Source organism: Brevibacillus panacihumi, from assembly GCF_003710985.1.
Lineage (GTDB): Bacteria > Bacillota > Bacilli > Brevibacillales > Brevibacillaceae > Brevibacillus > Brevibacillus panacihumi.
The window spans coordinates 1-16,408 of the sequence record NZ_RHHT01000006.1 but is presented as its reverse complement, the minus strand read 5'-3'; the positions used below and the strand labels follow the sequence as shown (position 1 = coordinate 16,408).

Genomic DNA, 16,408 nt, shown 5'->3' with positions numbered 1-16,408 from the left:
CTTATTCTCCTTTCGCCTCCACTTTTTGTCCCTCTACATAAAAGGTAATCCCGCTTCTCAGGAGCTGGTCCCCAGCTGAGACACCGGACAGAATCTCGATTTGATCATCGACCAGCTGACCTGTCTTCACTTCTTTTTTTACGGTGCTGCCGTCGACAACTGCCATGACGTAGTGGTTGGCCTGACTGACTCCCACACTCTCCAGCGGGACGAGGAAACCATCAATCTTGCGCGGCACCTTCACAGTAGCCATCATCCCGCCGCGCCAGGATTCATCCGGGTTGGCAACTGTCACTTCGACACGGTATTTTCCGGTCTGCTTATCCATGACTGGTGCGACGAACGTCACATTCCCCTCGCCCGTCTTCCCGTCCTGCGATTCCACCTGAACCTTTGAGTCTTTACCGAAGAGACCGATTTCGTCATTCGTCACATCAAGGGTTACCTTGATCTCGGACAGGTCGACCAGATGGATCATTTGTTCACCTGGCGATACCTGCTCACCGATCTGCTTGTAGATGTCCACGACCGTTCCGGCAAAAGGAGCCTCAATCTTCGCATCATCCATGCTTTTTTTCGCCCGCTCCACTTGACTGGCTGCTTGTGTGATCGAAGCATTCGCGATCGCTACGTCCTCTGGTTCCGCTGCCCGACGCAAGGAATCCAGGGCCAATTGCGCATTACGCGCGCTGATTTCTGCGCTCGCCAAGGCGCGTTTGCGTTCATCCATTTCGCTTTGCGAGATCGCGCCTCCCGCCAATAGTCTTTCCCCTACTTCCACGTCTTCTCTGGCTTTTGCCAATTGGTTTTGCGCGTTTGTGACCTGCAATTGCTGCTGCTCGATTGCCTCTTCGTTTGCGCCCTTCAACGTTTTGCTTTTCCGAGCCGCCGCTTCCGTTACTTGGCTTGCAGCTGCCTCCACTTCCTTCTGGTAGTAGCGCGTATCCAAAGTGGCCAATAGCTGTCCCTGTGCGATGTGCGCTCCCTTGACAGCACCGATGGAAGCGATCGTCCCTCCTGTACCAAAGGGCAGGACTGCATCCCTCTTCGCTTCCATGATTCCCGTCAACTGCAGGAGAACCGGATCAGTCTGAGGTTTTACGGTCACTACTTCCACTACCTTTGCTTTTACAATCTCCTGGCTGGCTGCTTCGGGCTGAGCCTGACTGCAACCTGCCGTCACGAGCAAGAGTGACGCAAGAATGAATGCCGCTTGTTTTTTCACGAGTATTCCTCCAATTGACTTACAATCTTTCCCTTGCGTTATTGTGCCAGTTTTTCCCTCCGTCCCAAACAGTCAAGGGTTGGAACTTTCTCTCCTCCTCCAGACGGAGAGCACCCATATTTTGGATATAAAAAAACAGCCGGAGCACACTCTCCGACTGTTCGATCCTTGGTTAATCCTATTGTCCAATAAGTTGTTCCAACTCTTCTATCAATGATTTGAAGACAGCCAAAGCCTCGCGGATCGGTTCTGGCGACGTCATGTCCACGCCCGCATTTTTCAGCAGATTGAGCGGGTAGTCTGAGCTTCCGCCTTTTAAAAACTGGAGATAACGATCCACAGCTGGCTGCCCTTCCTCCAGAATCTGTTTGGAGAGCGATGTCGCCGCAGAGAACCCGGTGGCGTATTTGTAGACGTAGAAATGGCGGTAAAAATGCGGGATTCGTTCCCATTCCAGTTCGATTTCTTTGTCGATGACCATCTCAGGTCCATGATACGCCACATTCAGCTCACGATAAATTTCGTTGAGGCTGTCTGCCGTGAGCGGTTCTCCCGCCTCTTCCTTGGCATGGACGATTTTCTCAAACTCTGCAAACATCGTCTGACGGAATACGGTCCCTCTAAATTGCTCCAGATAGTAGTTGATCAGGTACATCCGCTGCTGCTTATCCTTTGTCGTCTCCAGCAGATGGTTCATCAGCAGTGCCTCATTCACGGTAGAGGCTACTTCCGCGACAAATATTTTATAGTCCGCATAAGTATACGGCTGATTTTTGTTCGAGTAATAGCTGTGCAGCGCATGCCCCATCTCATGAGCCAGCGTAAACATGTTGTTGACGTTGTCCTGGTAGTTCATCAGGACGAAAGGATGAGTCGTATAGGCTCCCCAGGAATAAGCCCCGCTTGTTTTGCCCTCATTCTCATGGACGTCAATCCAGCCCCCTGTAAAGCCTTCCTCCAGCACTTTTCCGTAGTCTTCCCCGAGCGGATGGAGCGCTTCTTTGATCGTTTGCACAGCCTGGTCATACGGGATCTTCATGTCCACTTCCGGAACGATTGGGACATAGAGATCGTACATATGCAGTTCGTCGACGCCAAGAGCTTTTTTGCGCAGGGAGATATACCTGTGCATCAAGGGCAAATGCTCGCGGATGGTTGCGATCAGATTGTCGTATACCGAAATATCCACATTGTCTGCGAACAAGGCGGAATAAAGCGCGGACGGATACTTGCGCGTACGGGCGTAGAAGACATCCGCTTTGACAGATGAAGTCAGGGAAGCGGCAATCGTATTGCGAAATTTGCCGTACGTGCTGTACAGCGCCTCGAACGCTTCCTTGCGCACTCGGCGATCTTTACTTTCCATAAAATGGGTATAACGTCCCTTGGTCAGCTCCACTTCTTCCCCGTTCTCGTCGGTAATCATCGGGAACTTGATGTCAGCATTGTTCAACATCCCGAAAATCTTGGAGGGAGCAGATGCGAGTTCACTCATATTAGCCAGCAGAGCTTCTTCTTCTGCAGACAGTGTATGAGGCTTGAATCGGGTAATTTCGTCCAGCATGATGCGGTAATGAGCCAAGCCCGCATCCTCCTCGACCCATTGCTTCAAGGTATCAGTCGGAATCGCCAGGATCTCCGGCTGTATGTATGAGATAGCGCCGTACACCTGCGTACTGAGTGCGGTGGCACGGTCTGTCAGGCCCTGATATTTGCTGTTGGCGTTGTCTTCGTCGCGTCTCATCCGGGCGTAGACGTATACCTGATCCAGCGTCTGAAGAAGTTCGTCCTGCAGGGTGAGTGCCTCGTGCAAATGCTTGGCGGACTGACCCAGCGTTCCTTTCTTGGCAGCAATCTCTTCCGAAAGCTTCTTCGCTTTCTGCAGATCCTCTTCCCACGCTGCGTCTGTCGGATAAATGTCCTCCAATCGCCATTTATGCTCGGCAGGAACTTCGCTTCGTTTCGGCAGTGTCTTGCTTTTATTCAAATCGATCACTCCTCATCATTGGTGTTCACTACTTGTATCGTATCGTATTCTCCCTCTTGGTTCAAATTGACATGAAAATCTTTTCCCTCAAAATCAAAAAAGCCAACTCTCCATATAGGAGGAGTCAGCTTCTGCCCACGCCTTGATACTCGAATCCGGCTTTCTTCAACTCATCGCAAGGCCAGGCGTTTCTGCCATCGAAGAGAAGTGGTCGCTCCATCTGTTCCTTGATGAGCTTCCAATCCAATTTGACGCACTCCTGCCATTCTGTCACCAAGACTGCCGCATGCGCGCCGACAAATGCTGCTTCTGGCGCCGTAACATATTCCGCATCGGGAAACAATGCTGCAACCGCCTTTGCTGCGATGGGATCGTAAGCGGAAACGACTGCCCCTGCAGCTTGCAGAGCCGCAAGAATTCGCAGTGCGGGGGCTTCGCGAATATCGTCTGTGTCCGGCTTGAATGCGAGTCCCAAGACCGCGATGCGCTTGCCTGACAGGTCCGGTATTTTTTGGGCCAATTGTTCAATAAACCAAACAGGCTGAGAGGCGTTTACTTCCCTCACCTTCTCTAGAAGACCCAGTGTGACGCCGTGCTGGTTGGCCAGTTTCAGCAGGGCGATGGTATCTTTGGGAAAACAGGAGCCGCCATAACCGATCCCCGCGCGCAGAAATTGCGGACCAATCCTGCTGTCCAGGCCCATGCCATGGGAAACGACGGTTACATCTGTTCCGAGTACGGTGCTCAGGCGTGCCAATTCGTTCATAAAGGAGATGCGCGCGGCGAGGTACGCATTCGAGGCGTACTTGATCAATTCCGCATTGGCTCGCGTCGTAATGACCCAAGGAGCCGAAAGTCCGCTGTAGAGCGTTTGCATGACCGCAACTGCTTCCTCGCTGTCTGCCCCCACGATGATGCGGGACGGATTCAGGGCATCCTCCAACGCACAGCCTTCACGCAAAAATTCCGGATTCGAGACGACATGCAGTTGATTGCAACGGCGCAACGAATCTGCCGCCCAATCCCCTGTTCCGACTGGTACTGTGCTTTTAATCACGACGATCCGCTCTACAGGAGAATGCTCATGCAACGAGGCAATATCCTGCAAAGCGGCATGCAAGTAGCTCAGATCCGCTTCGCCGTCTGCAGCTTCGGGTGTACCCACGCAAACAAAAACGACTTGCGCTTCCTTTGCCTCGAGCAGCTTTGTGGAAAAACGGATTTTGCTTTGTCCAAGCATTTCCAATAGAACCTGATCCAAGCCTGGCTCGTAAATGGGGGATCGCCCGTTGGACAATAGCTCGATTTTCGCTGCATCGACATCGATTCCCAGTACCTCATGCCCCTTCATTGCCAGGGATACTGCAGTGGTCAATCCTACATACCCGGTACCGATTACGGCTACCTTCATTCCTTCACCCCATCATCTTTTCATCACTTGTAGATAGAGCTCCTCCAGCTTGGCTCGCTGCTTTTCAATATCGTGGTTTTTCTCTACCTTTTCCCTCGCTCGAGTGACGATCTGCGGCCATTCATCTCTGGACGTCATGACATACTCGATCATCCGGGCCAGCTTGCTTGGTGAGCGTTCCGGCACCAGATAGCCGCTTACCTTGTGTTCGATCAACTCTGGAATCCCAGCATGGTAGGTGGATATCACTGGCCTCCCCGTAGCCATGGCTTCCATCAGCACGTTGGGTATCCCCTCCTGATTGCCGTTGCGTGCTGTCTTGCAAGCGATGACAAAGAGATGACAGCGCGCAAGCTCCCGTTGAACCCTTTCATGCGGCAGGGCGCCTTTGAACACAACCTGTTTTTCGATTCGGAATTTTTTGGCCAGCCTGTGAAGTTTTTTCCGTTCTTCTCCATCGCCTACGATGATGAGCTTGACATGCGGAAAGCGTTCCCGCAGCCGCTTGAAAGCCTTGATTAGCGTATCCATCCCCTTTTTCTCCGTCAGACGGCCTACGCTTAGCAGGCGGTACTCGCCGTTTGTGACCTCTTGGGGCGGCTGCATCGGGAATTTGCGCAAATCGATGCCCGAGCGGATCAATGTTATTTTTTTCTCCGGGCATCCCAAACGGACAAGGCGCTTCTTCATGTGCTTGCTCACCACGGTAAACGCTTTTCCCTGTCGAAATAACCGTTTGAGCGAACGACGGTACCCGGGATTCTCCCGCACTCTCTTCGTCGCATCAAAGCCGTGAAATGACGTAATCAAAGGAAGCTTGGCACGTCTTGCGTATGGGAGAAGCTCCAAGCCTGCCGGACCGAATCGCGCATGAAGGCATTTGACTTTCTTTTTTCGCAGCCATGCAGAGAGGCCGGTCATACGCTTGCGAACGTAGACCGGCGAGTAGGGAAACAGCTTTTTATTCTGTTGGCGTTGACGTGTCAGAACAATCGGTTTGACCCGGCGGTGGCCAAGCAATTGCTCGTAGATAAAGGTCTCGCTCTTCGGAAGAAACTTTCTGCGGTATACGAGGACACGATGCATGACTCGGCCTCCTGTCATTCATTCTTATCCTTTGTTCTGGGCGCGCAAATTGGCCAATTGCATTCGGAGTCCATCCTCCAGCCCTACACGAGGCCGGTAGCCCAGTTTGGCTTGAGCGAAGCTGATGTCAGCACAGGTTCGCAGGGAATCTCCTGCGGAGCCTGTCGTAAATTGAATCTTCGGCGTAATTTGCAGCAGTTGGCCCATGATGTTGAGCACGTCGATCAGTTTGATTTCCCGGTCGCCGCCAATGTTGAAAATATCACCGGGTGAGGCATGCTGCGCAGCCAGCAGATTGGCTTCTACGGCATCTGTCACAAAAGTGAAGTCTCTGCTTTGCTGCCCATTGCCGTATATGGCGACTGACTCGCCCTTCAGCATTTGAGTGAAAAAACGGTGGAAAGCCATATCTGTACGCTGCCTCGGCCCATAGACCGTAAAATATCGAAGCATGGTGACGGGCAGACCAAAAGCTTTTACATACACCTGGCAAATCTGTTCCATCGACGCCTTGGTGACTCCATAGGGGGAGATCGGCCGAAGGGGTGTTTGTTCGTCGGTATGGCTCCCTTCCATCGTTCCGTAGACCGAGGAAGAGGACGAAGCGACGATGACTGGCGGCTTGGGCAGTTTCAGACAAGCCTCCAGCAGTGATTGTGTCACCAAAATATTGTGGCTGACATAGTCGGAAAAGGCTGACCCCCAACTGCTGCGTACCCCGGGAAGGGCAGCCAGATGATAGACGACATCGACCCCATCCAGCCACTGCTCCCATTTTTGGGTCTGCAGCATGACGGAATGAAAGGTGAAGGCGGGATGCGTACCAATCTCCGCAAGGTTGCGCAGTTTGGCAGCTACGTCGTAGTTGTCAAGAAATCCGTCTATCCCGATCACGGAAACGCCGTCCTGGAGCAGACGCTGCGTCAAATGAGAACCGATAAACCCGGCACATCCTGTGACTAGTGCTTTCGTCATCGACGCCGCCGCCTCACTTTCTTCAACCGTTTGATGACCAGATATCCGTCTCGATAACCGTACACAGCCCGATAGCGGTTCCCCCAACGTTTCAGATAATGGGAGAACGTTTTTCTGCGCAGATGATTCCGTCTTCTTTTCATTTTTCGGTCTGTGAGTTGCCCTTTGTGCTTGGTGCGATTGTAAAGCTTGCGATTGATATATCTGACAGGAAATTTTTCTATCAGTCGAAGGATGATGCGTCGATCCTCCATAATGCGTCCCTCGTACTTGTCGGAAGTATCCCAGCCCCCTACCTCGCGCAAGGCTGTCACCCGATAGCAGCGTGGCGCTACCATCCAGCGATTGTACTTCAAGAACTGGTATTTGTTGCGAAAATGCTTGTGTTTTACGAGGAAGGGATTGTAATACTTCCCTCGCTTTACCCGCCAAATCTTCACATTGCCGTAGAAAAGAGCTGTTTTGGGTTTGCTTTTGTCGATGTACTTCTTGATGGTGGACAAGGTTCGCTTGGGGAGCCAGTCATCGGAGTCCAGCTGCAGCAGATACGGGGTATCGATCATGGTAAGAGCTGTGTTCATCACTTTGGATATTCCTGAATTCTTTTCCATGCGGTAGTAGGATACATTGGGATGGTACAGATATTTCTCTACTTTTTTTCTGGTTTTATCTGTTGATGCGTCGTCCATGATCAGCAGTTTCCAGTCTTTGGACTTCTGCTTCAAGACACTGGAGATGGCCTTGCGAATGAATTTCGCCCGATTATACGTCGGAATGACAACAGTAAAGGTCGGACTCATAGCTCCTCCCTCTTGACAGCTGGTAGCCGCATGGAAGACTTGTCGCTTAAGATGAAAACGCCGATGCTGTCAGCAGATTGACCTGTCAGTTGAGAGGACCGACCAAAGACGCTGTCGGTCACCTTCCATGCGACATCTTGGATGGTGCTGTTTTCCAGAAAAATACTGTTTTCGATATGGGCGCAATTCTCCAAGCGGACACCGTCTTGTATGGAGACGTATGGCCCAATTGTGCAATCCTTGATGTGACAACCCTCGCCAATCAATACCGGACCAACAATTGTACAGTTTTCCAGGGTACTGGTCGCACCGACATGGTACGTCTCCCCCAACTCTCTTTCCAACATCCAGCGATTTGCCTCCAGCCAGCGCTCAATCGTACCCACGTCCGTGTATTTGCCATTCGTGGTGACATGGGCAATATGATATCCGCGATCGATCATGGATTGAATCGCATCTGTAATCTCATATTCGCCGCGTGCCGATGGCTGCAAGGAAGCGATCGACTCAAAGATCGGTTTGGTGAACAGATACGCACCGATGACGGCCAGGTTGCTTTTCGGCTGCTTCGGCTTTTCTTCCACACCAATGAGACGGCCGTCTTTCACTTCAGCGATCCCATAATCCTGAGGTCTCTCCACTTCGCTGACCATTACGGCACCATCGGATTGCGCATGTACAAAAGTACTTGTCAGTCCATGCAGCGAATCCATCAACAAGTTATCACCTAACAGCAGGATAAAAGGTTCGTCTAGCAGGAATGGCTGGGCCAGTTTGACGGCATGTGCGATACCCAAGGGAACTTTTTGTTCAATAAAGGTAATGGTAGCCCCGAATTGACTACCATCACCAACCAACGGAGGAATTTGTACCTGGGAAGGGTGAATGACGATCCCGATGTCATGGACACCCACTTCACGCAACTTGCGGATGCAAGAGTGTAAAACTGGATGGTTGGCCACTGGGAGGAGGGTTTTGGGTTGCGAATAGGAAAAAGGGTGCAGTCGTGTGCCACGGCCAGCACATAAGATTAATCCTTTCACAATATCACTCCCCAGATGTGCTCTGTGATACTTACAACGTATGCACAGTTACATATCTGGACAGGGCAAACGTCCAACCCATAGCAAGAAAGGGCTTTGACCTATCCTGCCCGCAGCAGTTCGCTTGGTTTTGTGCGGCTGGAATTGCGCTTTTGTACAGCTTGCTCAAAAACGCGGAGATAGCCTTGAGCTGTCGCATACCAGGAAAACTGCTTGGCACGGCTCAGCGCATGTTTCCCCATCTCGTTTTTGATCTGCGGATGCTTCCATAGCCCCTCCCAGATGACAGGAAGCTCTTTTGTCCACTCCTTGGGCGGAATGAGAAAGCCGCTGCCCTGATGGGTCACGACTTCCCCGATTCCCCCGCGGGGGGTCGTAATGACCGGTTTTCCTGATGCCATGGCTTCGAGATTGACGCGGCAAAACGCTTCCTGCCAGACGGAAGGTGTCGCGACTACATCGCCGATCTGGTAATAAAGCGGCATTTGCGCGCTCGGGACAAATTTGACGAACTTTACCTTGTCCCCGAGCGGTTTGGCAAGCTTTTTCAACTCACGCACATACTTGTTCAGGCGATTGCTGCCATATCCTGTGCCGCCCACGATGACTAATCGCGCCAAGGGATCCTGTTCGCTTACCTTCCGAAATGCACGCAACAATACGTGAACACCTTTTGCCCGGATCAATCTTCCAGCATAGAAGAGCACCCGATGCTCTGGCAGCAAATCCAGTTGTTTGCGGAGCTTCTTTACGGTGTAGTGGAGCTTGGCTTGCTGATAAGGTGTGACATCTACCCCGAGATGGACCGCCTGGATCTTTGAAGCCGGGATTTTGCGCTTTGTCATGAAATGACGGCGCAGATACTCGCTGTTCGTAATAAACCCGTCAGCCAGCCGCACCACGCGCCGCATTTTTTTGGGGCTGATCATCGCAGGGGTCGCATATACATGCGAGTGCATGTTGACGAATACAGGGATTTTGGGAAAGCGGCGCTTCAACGCCAATACGTACTGAGGCCGATTTTCCACCATGATGACGTCTGGCTTGTGCTTGCGCAAATGATTTATGATCTTTTGCAAATACGGCTTTGGCCCATTGTAGCGGTATCTGACAAAGCGCCGATTCTCCTCAACGCTTGATTTCGGATAGGTCGGGCATTTGCGTGTATAGATGGTCACTTGATGTTCTGGGTCCATCATTTTTGTCACTTCATCAATATCATGCTCGACCGAGCTTCCCTTGACTGGAGGGACTGAGAACGGACCGGGACTAATGATCGCGATGTGCATTTCGTTCGTTCTCCCACTCCTTTTTTAAGGACAGGACGACCTGATAAAGATGCTGTCTTTCCTTGGCCTGTGCCTCTTCGGCAGCCTTCCAGTGCTTTTCCATAGCTGCCGCTTGCTCTCTCGCCTCGATCAGCTTTTGTTCCAGCTCGCGGATTTGCTCCATCAATCGCTCTTCTACCTGTTTAATCGCATCTTTGAGAGCTTCATCCGACTGCTTCTCGTTGCCAGACGGTTTTTGCAAGGTAAATTCCATCGGCTTGAAACTGGTAATCCGTTCTACAGCTTCATCCACGACGTAACTTCCCGAAAACACACCCGGGGTAACCCAATGCGGCATATCCCATTTTTTTCGTTTTTCCATCTACCATACCTCCAGCATTCTGCCTCCCGCTCCAGGACCTTCTACTCGTCCTTGTCGCGATGGTAGCGGGCGCGGCAGCGAGCTTCTTCGTAATATGCTATGACACGGGCTTAGAATGGGTACGTGTACAGAAAACAAGAAAACCGCTTTGACTGTTTCCAATCAAAGCGGTAGCCGATGGTCTTTGGTTGTCTGCTGGCGGCGGAACTGCAGGCTGTAGTGGCGGGCTTGCTCTACGCTTGTGATCTGCTGTTTTTGCCACTCCAAAAGAATGCGGTCGATGTAGCGTATGTGCAATTTTCCTACCGTCGCAGCTTCGCGCAGGGCGGTCAAAATCAAGTCCTCCTGATAGCCATCCTGCTGTGTCCACATGTGGATATTCTCGACCTCGATCGGGGACAAGGGACGGCCAAAAGCCTGTTCAAACCGTGAGTAAAGTCCCACCGGCTCCATTTCCTGTGAGACGGCCACCTCGCTATACGTGCTGCCGTGTACGGAGCCTTGCTGTTCTCGCCAGGCGTTGTACAGCTTGCGGTATAAAGGAGTCAGATTGTACTGCTCATGCCGCATGCCGGTCTGTTCGTCCCGATACTCGTCGATGGCGATCCATTCTTCCTTCAGCAGTTTCTGCAGAGCTTGAATCAACCGGGCATTCCCGATCGACATCCGCTCCTCCAGCTCAGCCAGTGTAGGAAAACGATTGCCTTCCTGTTGAAAGGACAACAGATGAATGAGCAGCATCATCTCTTCATCTGCCAGCGACATGCGTTTATACATTTTTAACAGCAAGTTGGATACAGAAGTTGCACCCTCTTGCAATAATTGTAAAATATGGGAATCCATGAAGCAACGTCTCCTCTGGGTTGGAATGACTCGGATACCACGCTCATGCGCCGCTTTTTCTGTGACAGAAACACCCTGCTGCCATCCAGCAACAGGGTGTTTCGAGAAAAAGGACGGTAACCCGTTTACGGATAGAGGCGGTACAACATGCGCGGGAATGGAATCGTCTCGCGCACGTGATCCAATCCGCAAATCCAGGCAATGGTTCGCTCCAGACCCAAGCCAAAGCCGGAGTGAGGAACCGTTCCGTATTTGCGCAGATCCAGATACCAGCGATACGCTTCTTCCGACAGCTCATGTTCGGCGAAGCGCTTTTCCAAAAGCTCTGGATCATCAATGCGTTGACTGCCGCCAATAATCTCGCCGTAACCCTCTGGAGCGATCAAATCCGCACAGAGGACCACTTCAGGTCTTTCCGGGTGCGGCTTCATGTAAAAAGCCTTGATCTCAGTCGGATAGTGCGTGATGAAGACCGGTTTGTCATAGTGCTCGGCAATCAGCGTCTCGTCGGGCGCTCCGAAGTCATCGCCCCACTTGATGTCACTGCCTTTTTCCTGAAGCAGCTTGATGGCGTCATCATACGTGATGCGCGGGAATGTACCAACCACATTTTCCAATTTGCTGGTGTCTCGTTCGAGCGTTTTCAACTCGCGCTGGCAGTTCTTCAGAACGGACTGCACGACATGGGATACAAACGCTTCCTGGATGCGCAGATTTTCTTCATGATCCACGAACGCCATCTCGGGTTCAATCATCCAGAACTCGATCAGATGGCGGCGGGTCTTGGATTTTTCTGCACGGAAGGTAGGACCAAACGAATAAACCCGTCCCAGAGCCATCGCGGCAGCTTCCATATACAACTGGCCGGATTGGGACAGATAGGCATCTTCGTCAAAGTACTTGGTATGGAACAGATTGGTCGTACCTTCTGCAGAAGTAGGCGTCAGGATTGGCGGGTCTACCTTGTAAAAGCCGTTTTCCTGGAAAAATTCATACACAGAGCGAATGACTTCAGAACGCACGGCCATGACGGCACGCTGGCGTGGCGAACGAAGCCAGAGATGGCGGTGATCCATCAAAAAGTCGACCCCATGCTCTTTCAAAGAGATCGGATAATCCTGTGCAATTTGAATGATTTCCACACCTGTCACAGTCAGTTCATAACCGCTTGGAGCACGATCGTCCGCGCGTACAGTACCTGTTATGTACAACGAGCTTTCTTGTGTCAATTTGGATGCATTTTCCCAGACGTCTTCCCCTACTTCAGCCTTCACGACAACACCCTGAATAAATCCAGACCCGTCGCGAAGCTGAAGAAACTGTATTTTACCGCTGCTGCGCTTGTTATACAGCCAGCAACCTATTCGAACTTCTTGTCCCACATGCTGCCCAACTTGAGCAATGGTCGTCAACATCGGATCACTTTCCCTCCATTAGCCATTACCTTACATGAGATGCTTGGTATACCTAACAATTATACTATCGGCATGTGGCAAATACAACGAGAACAGCGAATGAGAAGGTTCGATAGTTTACCGTAATTTTATTATGTTGCTTGTTTGCTTGCTTTTGGGTGCTTGGTTAGTCTTTATACTGTAGTGGAGATGGAGGGAAAAGGGGGAGAACGCTTCTGCCGGGTTGGGATCTTCTCTCATCTCCCCTTTTTCCTCAGCCAGCTTTATGTGGTCCTCCTGTTTTGCACCTTCCCTCCTTTTGAATACATAGGTAAAGAACACCCTCAAACCCGTAAAGGGACAGAGGGTGTAGATATGTTCTAACTCTGAATGCTTATGATTCTTCACTCGCATCCGGGTCGCTGTCCTCTGATGAAACTTCCTGGCCCAGATCGAACAGCAACTCCTCCTGTTCTTCTACCAACTCGTCTGCGGGTTCCTCTTCCTCATCCCGCCAAGTCGAAAACGCTGCAGGGTCGTAATCATCAACAGGCAGCCCCTTTTCTCCCAGCGCAATCCAATGTACCACCCCATTTATTTCCTGTCCGATCCGCGGCCGGAATATTGTAATCACCGAATTCGTTTTGGTACTGTATTTCAGCGAGGCGTGGCACCCCGGCTGATTCGTCATGGCAACCAGGCAATAATGCTGGTTCGAGTAGGGCTGCGGCAAACGGATTGTCACATCAACCATCCTTTTGTTGGCTGAAAAACGGAATGGCGCGAAGCCAAACTGCTGCAGGGTTTCCCCTTGTGCAGCATGTGTTTCTACCGGACGAAAAGAGAGCTTTTCAGGAGTTACTACACCGGCTGCCAGTTTTTCTGTCGTTATACTTTCGTCTTGCAGTTGATGATGTCCGATGGCTGATGCCGCGATATGCTTCTGCTGGATCACCTGCGGGCCAAGATGTTGGGCTTGAATTGCATGGTCGGCTATCTTCTCGCTGGTAATCGAACCTCTTGCTACATGGCGGCTTTTGACGGCATCTGTCGCCAGCTTGGATGTGGTAACTGCATGTTCAGCCAATTTGGCTGTCGTGACGCTCTGTTCCGTAATTTTATCGGTAGAGACGGATTCCGAGGCAAGCTTCGATGTCGTGATGACCCGATCAGCCAAATGATCTGTTTGTATGGCAGCTTCAATCAGATGGGCAGAGTTAATCAGTCGCTGGGTCAAATGTTGCTCCTCAATGGATCTGGCTGCGATTTTGTCACTGTCGACTGCCCCATCTGCCAGGTGGATTCGCTGGATGCTTTCCTTGTTCACATGTTCACTTCCGACACTCCAGGGGGCCAGTTTGTCAGCCGTGACGGCCTTGTCGGCGAGCTTGCTGGTCGTGATCTGCGAATCTCCAATTTTAGCTGTGGTAACACCTTGCTCCTGCAAGTGAACGGTCTGCACGCTGGATGACTGAAGATGGTTGCTGGTGATCGATTCTCTGGCAATTTTTTCAGATGTGATACTGGCATGATCCAGATGTTCGGTGAGGATGGCGTAAGGACTGATTTTCTCGCTCGTAATCGCGTTATCTGCAATATTTTGAGGATAGACGGCATCAAACGCCAAATGTTGATTCTGCACACACCCCGCAGTCAGATTGACACTGTCCACCGCCATCTCTGCAAGATGATGGTGCTGGATGCTGCCTTCCCTAAGGTGGCGTGATTCTATCGCCTCTTCGTCGATTTTCGAAGAAGTGACTACTCCATCGCGAAGCTTGCTGCTGGTTACGGCACCGTCTTCCAGCTTGGCGGAATTGATGATCTCATTTGCCAAATTCCCTTTTTGAATCCCGCCCATTTTGATTTTGTCTGACGTAATTGCCTGGTCCTGGATACATTCTCTCGTAATCGCTTGCTCAGCAATGTGTCTGCTCTGGATAGCACCATCCCTGAACTTGATAGAATCGATCGTATTGTCTGCCAGCTTTTCCGAGGTGATGCTGTTGTTCATCAGTTTATCCCCGGAAATCGACCGGTTTTGAATCATTTCATTGCTGATGATTCCAGCACTCAGATGCTCGCGTGCGATCGCCTGTGGGGCAATTTTGCTTGAGGTTACACTTTGATCAGCCAGTTTCGTGGCGTCTACAGCGTAATCTTTCAAGAGAAGAGTGTCCACCGTACCGGGTTTGATTTTGGCAGCATCGACAGCGCGATTGGCAATTTTCTCGGTCGTTACCGCCTGATCGGTCAAATCATCCGTATAAACGAAGGATTGCGGCCGGTCCCCCGTACGTTCTTTTATCATCTTGGAAAAGGTTGTCTGATTAGAAGATACCCCCTTCTTTGGCTTCTTTTGCAATGGGGGATAAAGGAACGGTTCTGTATGGGTACCTAACAGTTCTGCCTCCAATTCGTACACTTCCGCAAGATCCCCACCCGTCTTGATCAGGGGTATGTCATGCACGCTGCTTCGATACGTTTTGCCCAGATTTTTATTTAGCTTTCGGCGATTTACATTTGCCATGCGGCTCTCCTCCCGTCCAGTGACAACATAGCTATTGTGTAGCGTATTCACGTTTCTGGGTGGTGGGTACTTGTGTACGCAAATTTGTAGAGTAGAGAACTGAAACTTTCGGGCGACCGTATGGTCGCCTTGCTCATTTCAGCTCCCCCTCATCAAACCGTACGTGAGGTTTTCCCTCATACGGCTTTCCGATGTTCTTCTTTCTTTGGCATTCGGCTTACTTTATCCGGCTAATTTCAATAAACTACCCTGCGTGTTTTGTATGACCTTCAGCTTTCCGGCATGTTTATTCCGCTTGCTTCTTTTCTTGTTGCAGAAGATTGTAAGGCGTTCAATCACATACCAGTCTATCCGTCTTGCCCATCGTTTGGCGATGGGCGAGATGAAGTAGTAGTTCTTGAACCCCCTTAGCTTGCGATTTAGCCCTTTCACTAGCTCTTCTAGAGACAGAAACAGTTTGTTCCTTGGTGCAGTGTATTCCTTAATTTTACGTCTCATTTCCTTCATTGCTTTCTTAGCTGGTACATGAGACATAGCAAATACCTTGCTCCCCCCTTTGTTGAACACGGGGAATTTGCGATGGTGCAGCCCAAGAAAGTCAAACCCAGTGGAATTGTCCCAAATATTAACGAGTCTAGATTTCTCTTTACTGAGACTAAGCTCCAGCTTGTTTAGAATAGCCATCAGCACTTGAATGCTTTCCAATGCTTCTTGTTTGGTTCTGCACATGATAACGAAGTCATCCGCATAGCGGATAAGTGTGCCAAGATGGGAGAATTGATTTTCCCAAATGGTGTCCATGTAGTTTAGATAGATGTTTGAAAGAAGAGGCGAGATTACCCCTCCTTGCGGAGTTCCCAGTTCTGTTTCATGGAATTGATCATTTTCCATGACCCCAGCCTGCAGCCATTGTCGGATAAGTTTCAGAACACGTCTGTCGCTGATTCTCATTTCGACCAGTTTCATCAACTTCTCATGGTTGATGTTGTCGAAATACCCTTTAATGTCAACATCTACGACCCAATAACACCTCTTGCTTGCTTTGCGTATCTGTGCAATTGCCTGGTGAGCATTTCTTCCTGGCCGAAAGCCATAAGAACAGTCCCGAAAATCAGCTTCAAAGATCGGTTCAATGACTAGCTTAGTAGCCATTTGGACCACCCGATCCTTGATCGTCGGGATGCCGAGTGGACGTTTCTTGCCATCCGGTTTAGGGATGTAAGTTCGACGAACCGGATGTGGACGATACCGCTTTTCTTTTAAATCTAGATAGATCTCGTTAAGAAAACGGCTCTCCCCATACTCCTCCACAATCTGTGCGATGGATTGTCCGTCGATTCCTCCGCTCCCTTTATTTGCTTTTACTCTCCTCCAAGCTGTCGCTAGAATATCCGGGCGGTAGATTTTGTCATACAAGGCATGAAATCGCCGTTTTGAGTTTGCCTTGGCACAAAGATATAGGGT

Annotated in this window: 13 protein-coding genes; all 13 read right to left on the bottom strand. The window is 50.7% G+C overall.

Annotated features, from left to right (window positions below; all coding sequences use genetic code 11):
- Position 1: 1 nt before the first annotated feature.
- Positions 2 to 1,225, bottom strand: coding sequence for an efflux RND transporter periplasmic adaptor subunit (locus EDM58_RS04840; protein WP_122912356.1), 1,224 nt, complete (start codon positions 1,223 to 1,225; stop codon positions 2 to 4).
- A gap of 178 nt (positions 1,226 to 1,403) precedes the next feature.
- Entirely contained in the window at positions 1,404 to 3,212 is a 1,809-nt protein-coding gene (gene pepF / locus EDM58_RS04835; protein ID WP_122912355.1) for an oligoendopeptidase F, read from the bottom strand.
- A gap of 124 nt (positions 3,213 to 3,336) precedes the next feature.
- Positions 3,337 to 4,623 carry a UDP-glucose dehydrogenase family protein gene (locus EDM58_RS04830; RefSeq protein ID WP_122912354.1) on the bottom strand — a complete coding sequence of 429 codons (1,287 nt, stop codon included), beginning with the start codon at positions 4,621 to 4,623 and terminating at the stop codon, positions 3,337 to 3,339.
- A gap of 12 nt (positions 4,624 to 4,635) precedes the next feature.
- Positions 4,636 to 5,709 carry a glycosyltransferase gene (locus EDM58_RS04825; RefSeq protein ID WP_122912353.1) on the bottom strand — a complete coding sequence of 358 codons (1,074 nt, stop codon included), beginning with the start codon at positions 5,707 to 5,709 and terminating at the stop codon, positions 4,636 to 4,638.
- 24 nt (positions 5,710 to 5,733) lie between these two features.
- Complete coding sequence (locus tag EDM58_RS04820) at positions 5,734 to 6,684, bottom strand: NAD-dependent epimerase/dehydratase family protein (RefSeq protein ID WP_122912352.1); 951 nt, start codon at positions 6,682 to 6,684, stop codon at positions 5,734 to 5,736.
- The gene (locus EDM58_RS04815) at positions 6,681 to 7,484 is read right to left on the bottom strand and encodes a glycosyltransferase family 2 protein (protein WP_122912351.1); all 804 of its coding nucleotides are present in this window, start codon (positions 7,482 to 7,484) and stop codon (positions 6,681 to 6,683) included. The genes EDM58_RS04820 and EDM58_RS04815 overlap by 4 nt, the downstream gene beginning before the upstream one ends.
- Complete coding sequence (locus EDM58_RS04810; protein WP_122912350.1) at positions 7,481 to 8,527, bottom strand: glucose-1-phosphate thymidylyltransferase; 1,047 nt, start codon at positions 8,525 to 8,527, stop codon at positions 7,481 to 7,483. Before EDM58_RS04810 ends, EDM58_RS04815 begins: the two co-directional genes overlap by 4 nt.
- 101 nt (positions 8,528 to 8,628) lie before the next feature.
- Positions 8,629 to 9,816: a glycosyltransferase family 4 protein gene (locus EDM58_RS04805; RefSeq protein ID WP_122912349.1), complete on the bottom strand. Its 1,188-nt coding sequence runs from the start codon at positions 9,814 to 9,816 to the stop codon at positions 8,629 to 8,631.
- Positions 9,797 to 10,177, bottom strand: coding sequence for a hypothetical protein (locus EDM58_RS04800; protein WP_122912348.1), 381 nt, complete (start codon positions 10,175 to 10,177; stop codon positions 9,797 to 9,799). The genes EDM58_RS04805 and EDM58_RS04800 overlap by 20 nt, the downstream gene beginning before the upstream one ends.
- Before the next feature lie 162 nt (positions 10,178 to 10,339).
- Complete coding sequence (locus EDM58_RS04795) at positions 10,340 to 11,020, bottom strand: DnaD domain-containing protein (RefSeq protein WP_122912347.1); 681 nt, start codon at positions 11,018 to 11,020, stop codon at positions 10,340 to 10,342.
- A 125-nt stretch (positions 11,021 to 11,145) separates the two neighbouring features.
- Positions 11,146 to 12,435: an asparagine--tRNA ligase gene (asnS, locus tag EDM58_RS04790; protein ID WP_122912346.1), complete on the bottom strand. Its 1,290-nt coding sequence runs from the start codon at positions 12,433 to 12,435 to the stop codon at positions 11,146 to 11,148.
- A gap of 373 nt (positions 12,436 to 12,808) precedes the next feature.
- Complete coding sequence (locus tag EDM58_RS25625) at positions 12,809 to 14,944, bottom strand: WIAG-tail domain (RefSeq protein WP_183187425.1); 2,136 nt, start codon at positions 14,942 to 14,944, stop codon at positions 12,809 to 12,811.
- A 222-nt stretch (positions 14,945 to 15,166) separates the two neighbouring features.
- Positions 15,167 to 16,408: group II intron reverse transcriptase/maturase (gene ltrA, locus EDM58_RS04775; protein ID WP_183187424.1), on the bottom strand; the 1,242-nt coding region annotated here is incomplete at its 5' end.

Excerpts from the sequence above, each read along its gene's own strand:
- EDM58_RS04825 (WP_122912353.1), bottom strand. The coding sequence starts at position 5,709 with ATGCATCGTGTCCTCGTATACCGCAGAAAGTTTCTTCCGAAGAGCGAG.
- EDM58_RS04800 (WP_122912348.1), bottom strand. The coding sequence starts at position 10,177 with ATGGAAAAACGAAAAAAATGGGATATGCCGCATTGGGTTACCCCGGGT.
- EDM58_RS04830 (WP_122912354.1), bottom strand. The coding sequence starts at position 4,623 with ATGAAGGTAGCCGTAATCGGTACCGGGTATGTAGGATTGACCACTGCA.
- EDM58_RS25625 (WP_183187425.1), bottom strand. The coding sequence starts at position 14,944 with ATGGCAAATGTAAATCGCCGAAAGCTAAATAAAAATCTGGGCAAAACG.
- EDM58_RS04805 (WP_122912349.1), bottom strand. The coding sequence starts at position 9,816 with ATGCACATCGCGATCATTAGTCCCGGTCCGTTCTCAGTCCCTCCAGTC.
- asnS (WP_122912346.1), bottom strand. The coding sequence starts at position 12,435 with ATGTTGACGACCATTGCTCAAGTTGGGCAGCATGTGGGACAAGAAGTT.
- EDM58_RS04815 (WP_122912351.1), bottom strand. The coding sequence starts at position 7,484 with ATGAGTCCGACCTTTACTGTTGTCATTCCGACGTATAATCGGGCGAAA.
- EDM58_RS04820 (WP_122912352.1), bottom strand. The coding sequence starts at position 6,684 with ATGACGAAAGCACTAGTCACAGGATGTGCCGGGTTTATCGGTTCTCAT.
- EDM58_RS04795 (WP_122912347.1), bottom strand. The coding sequence starts at position 11,020 with ATGGATTCCCATATTTTACAATTATTGCAAGAGGGTGCAACTTCTGTA.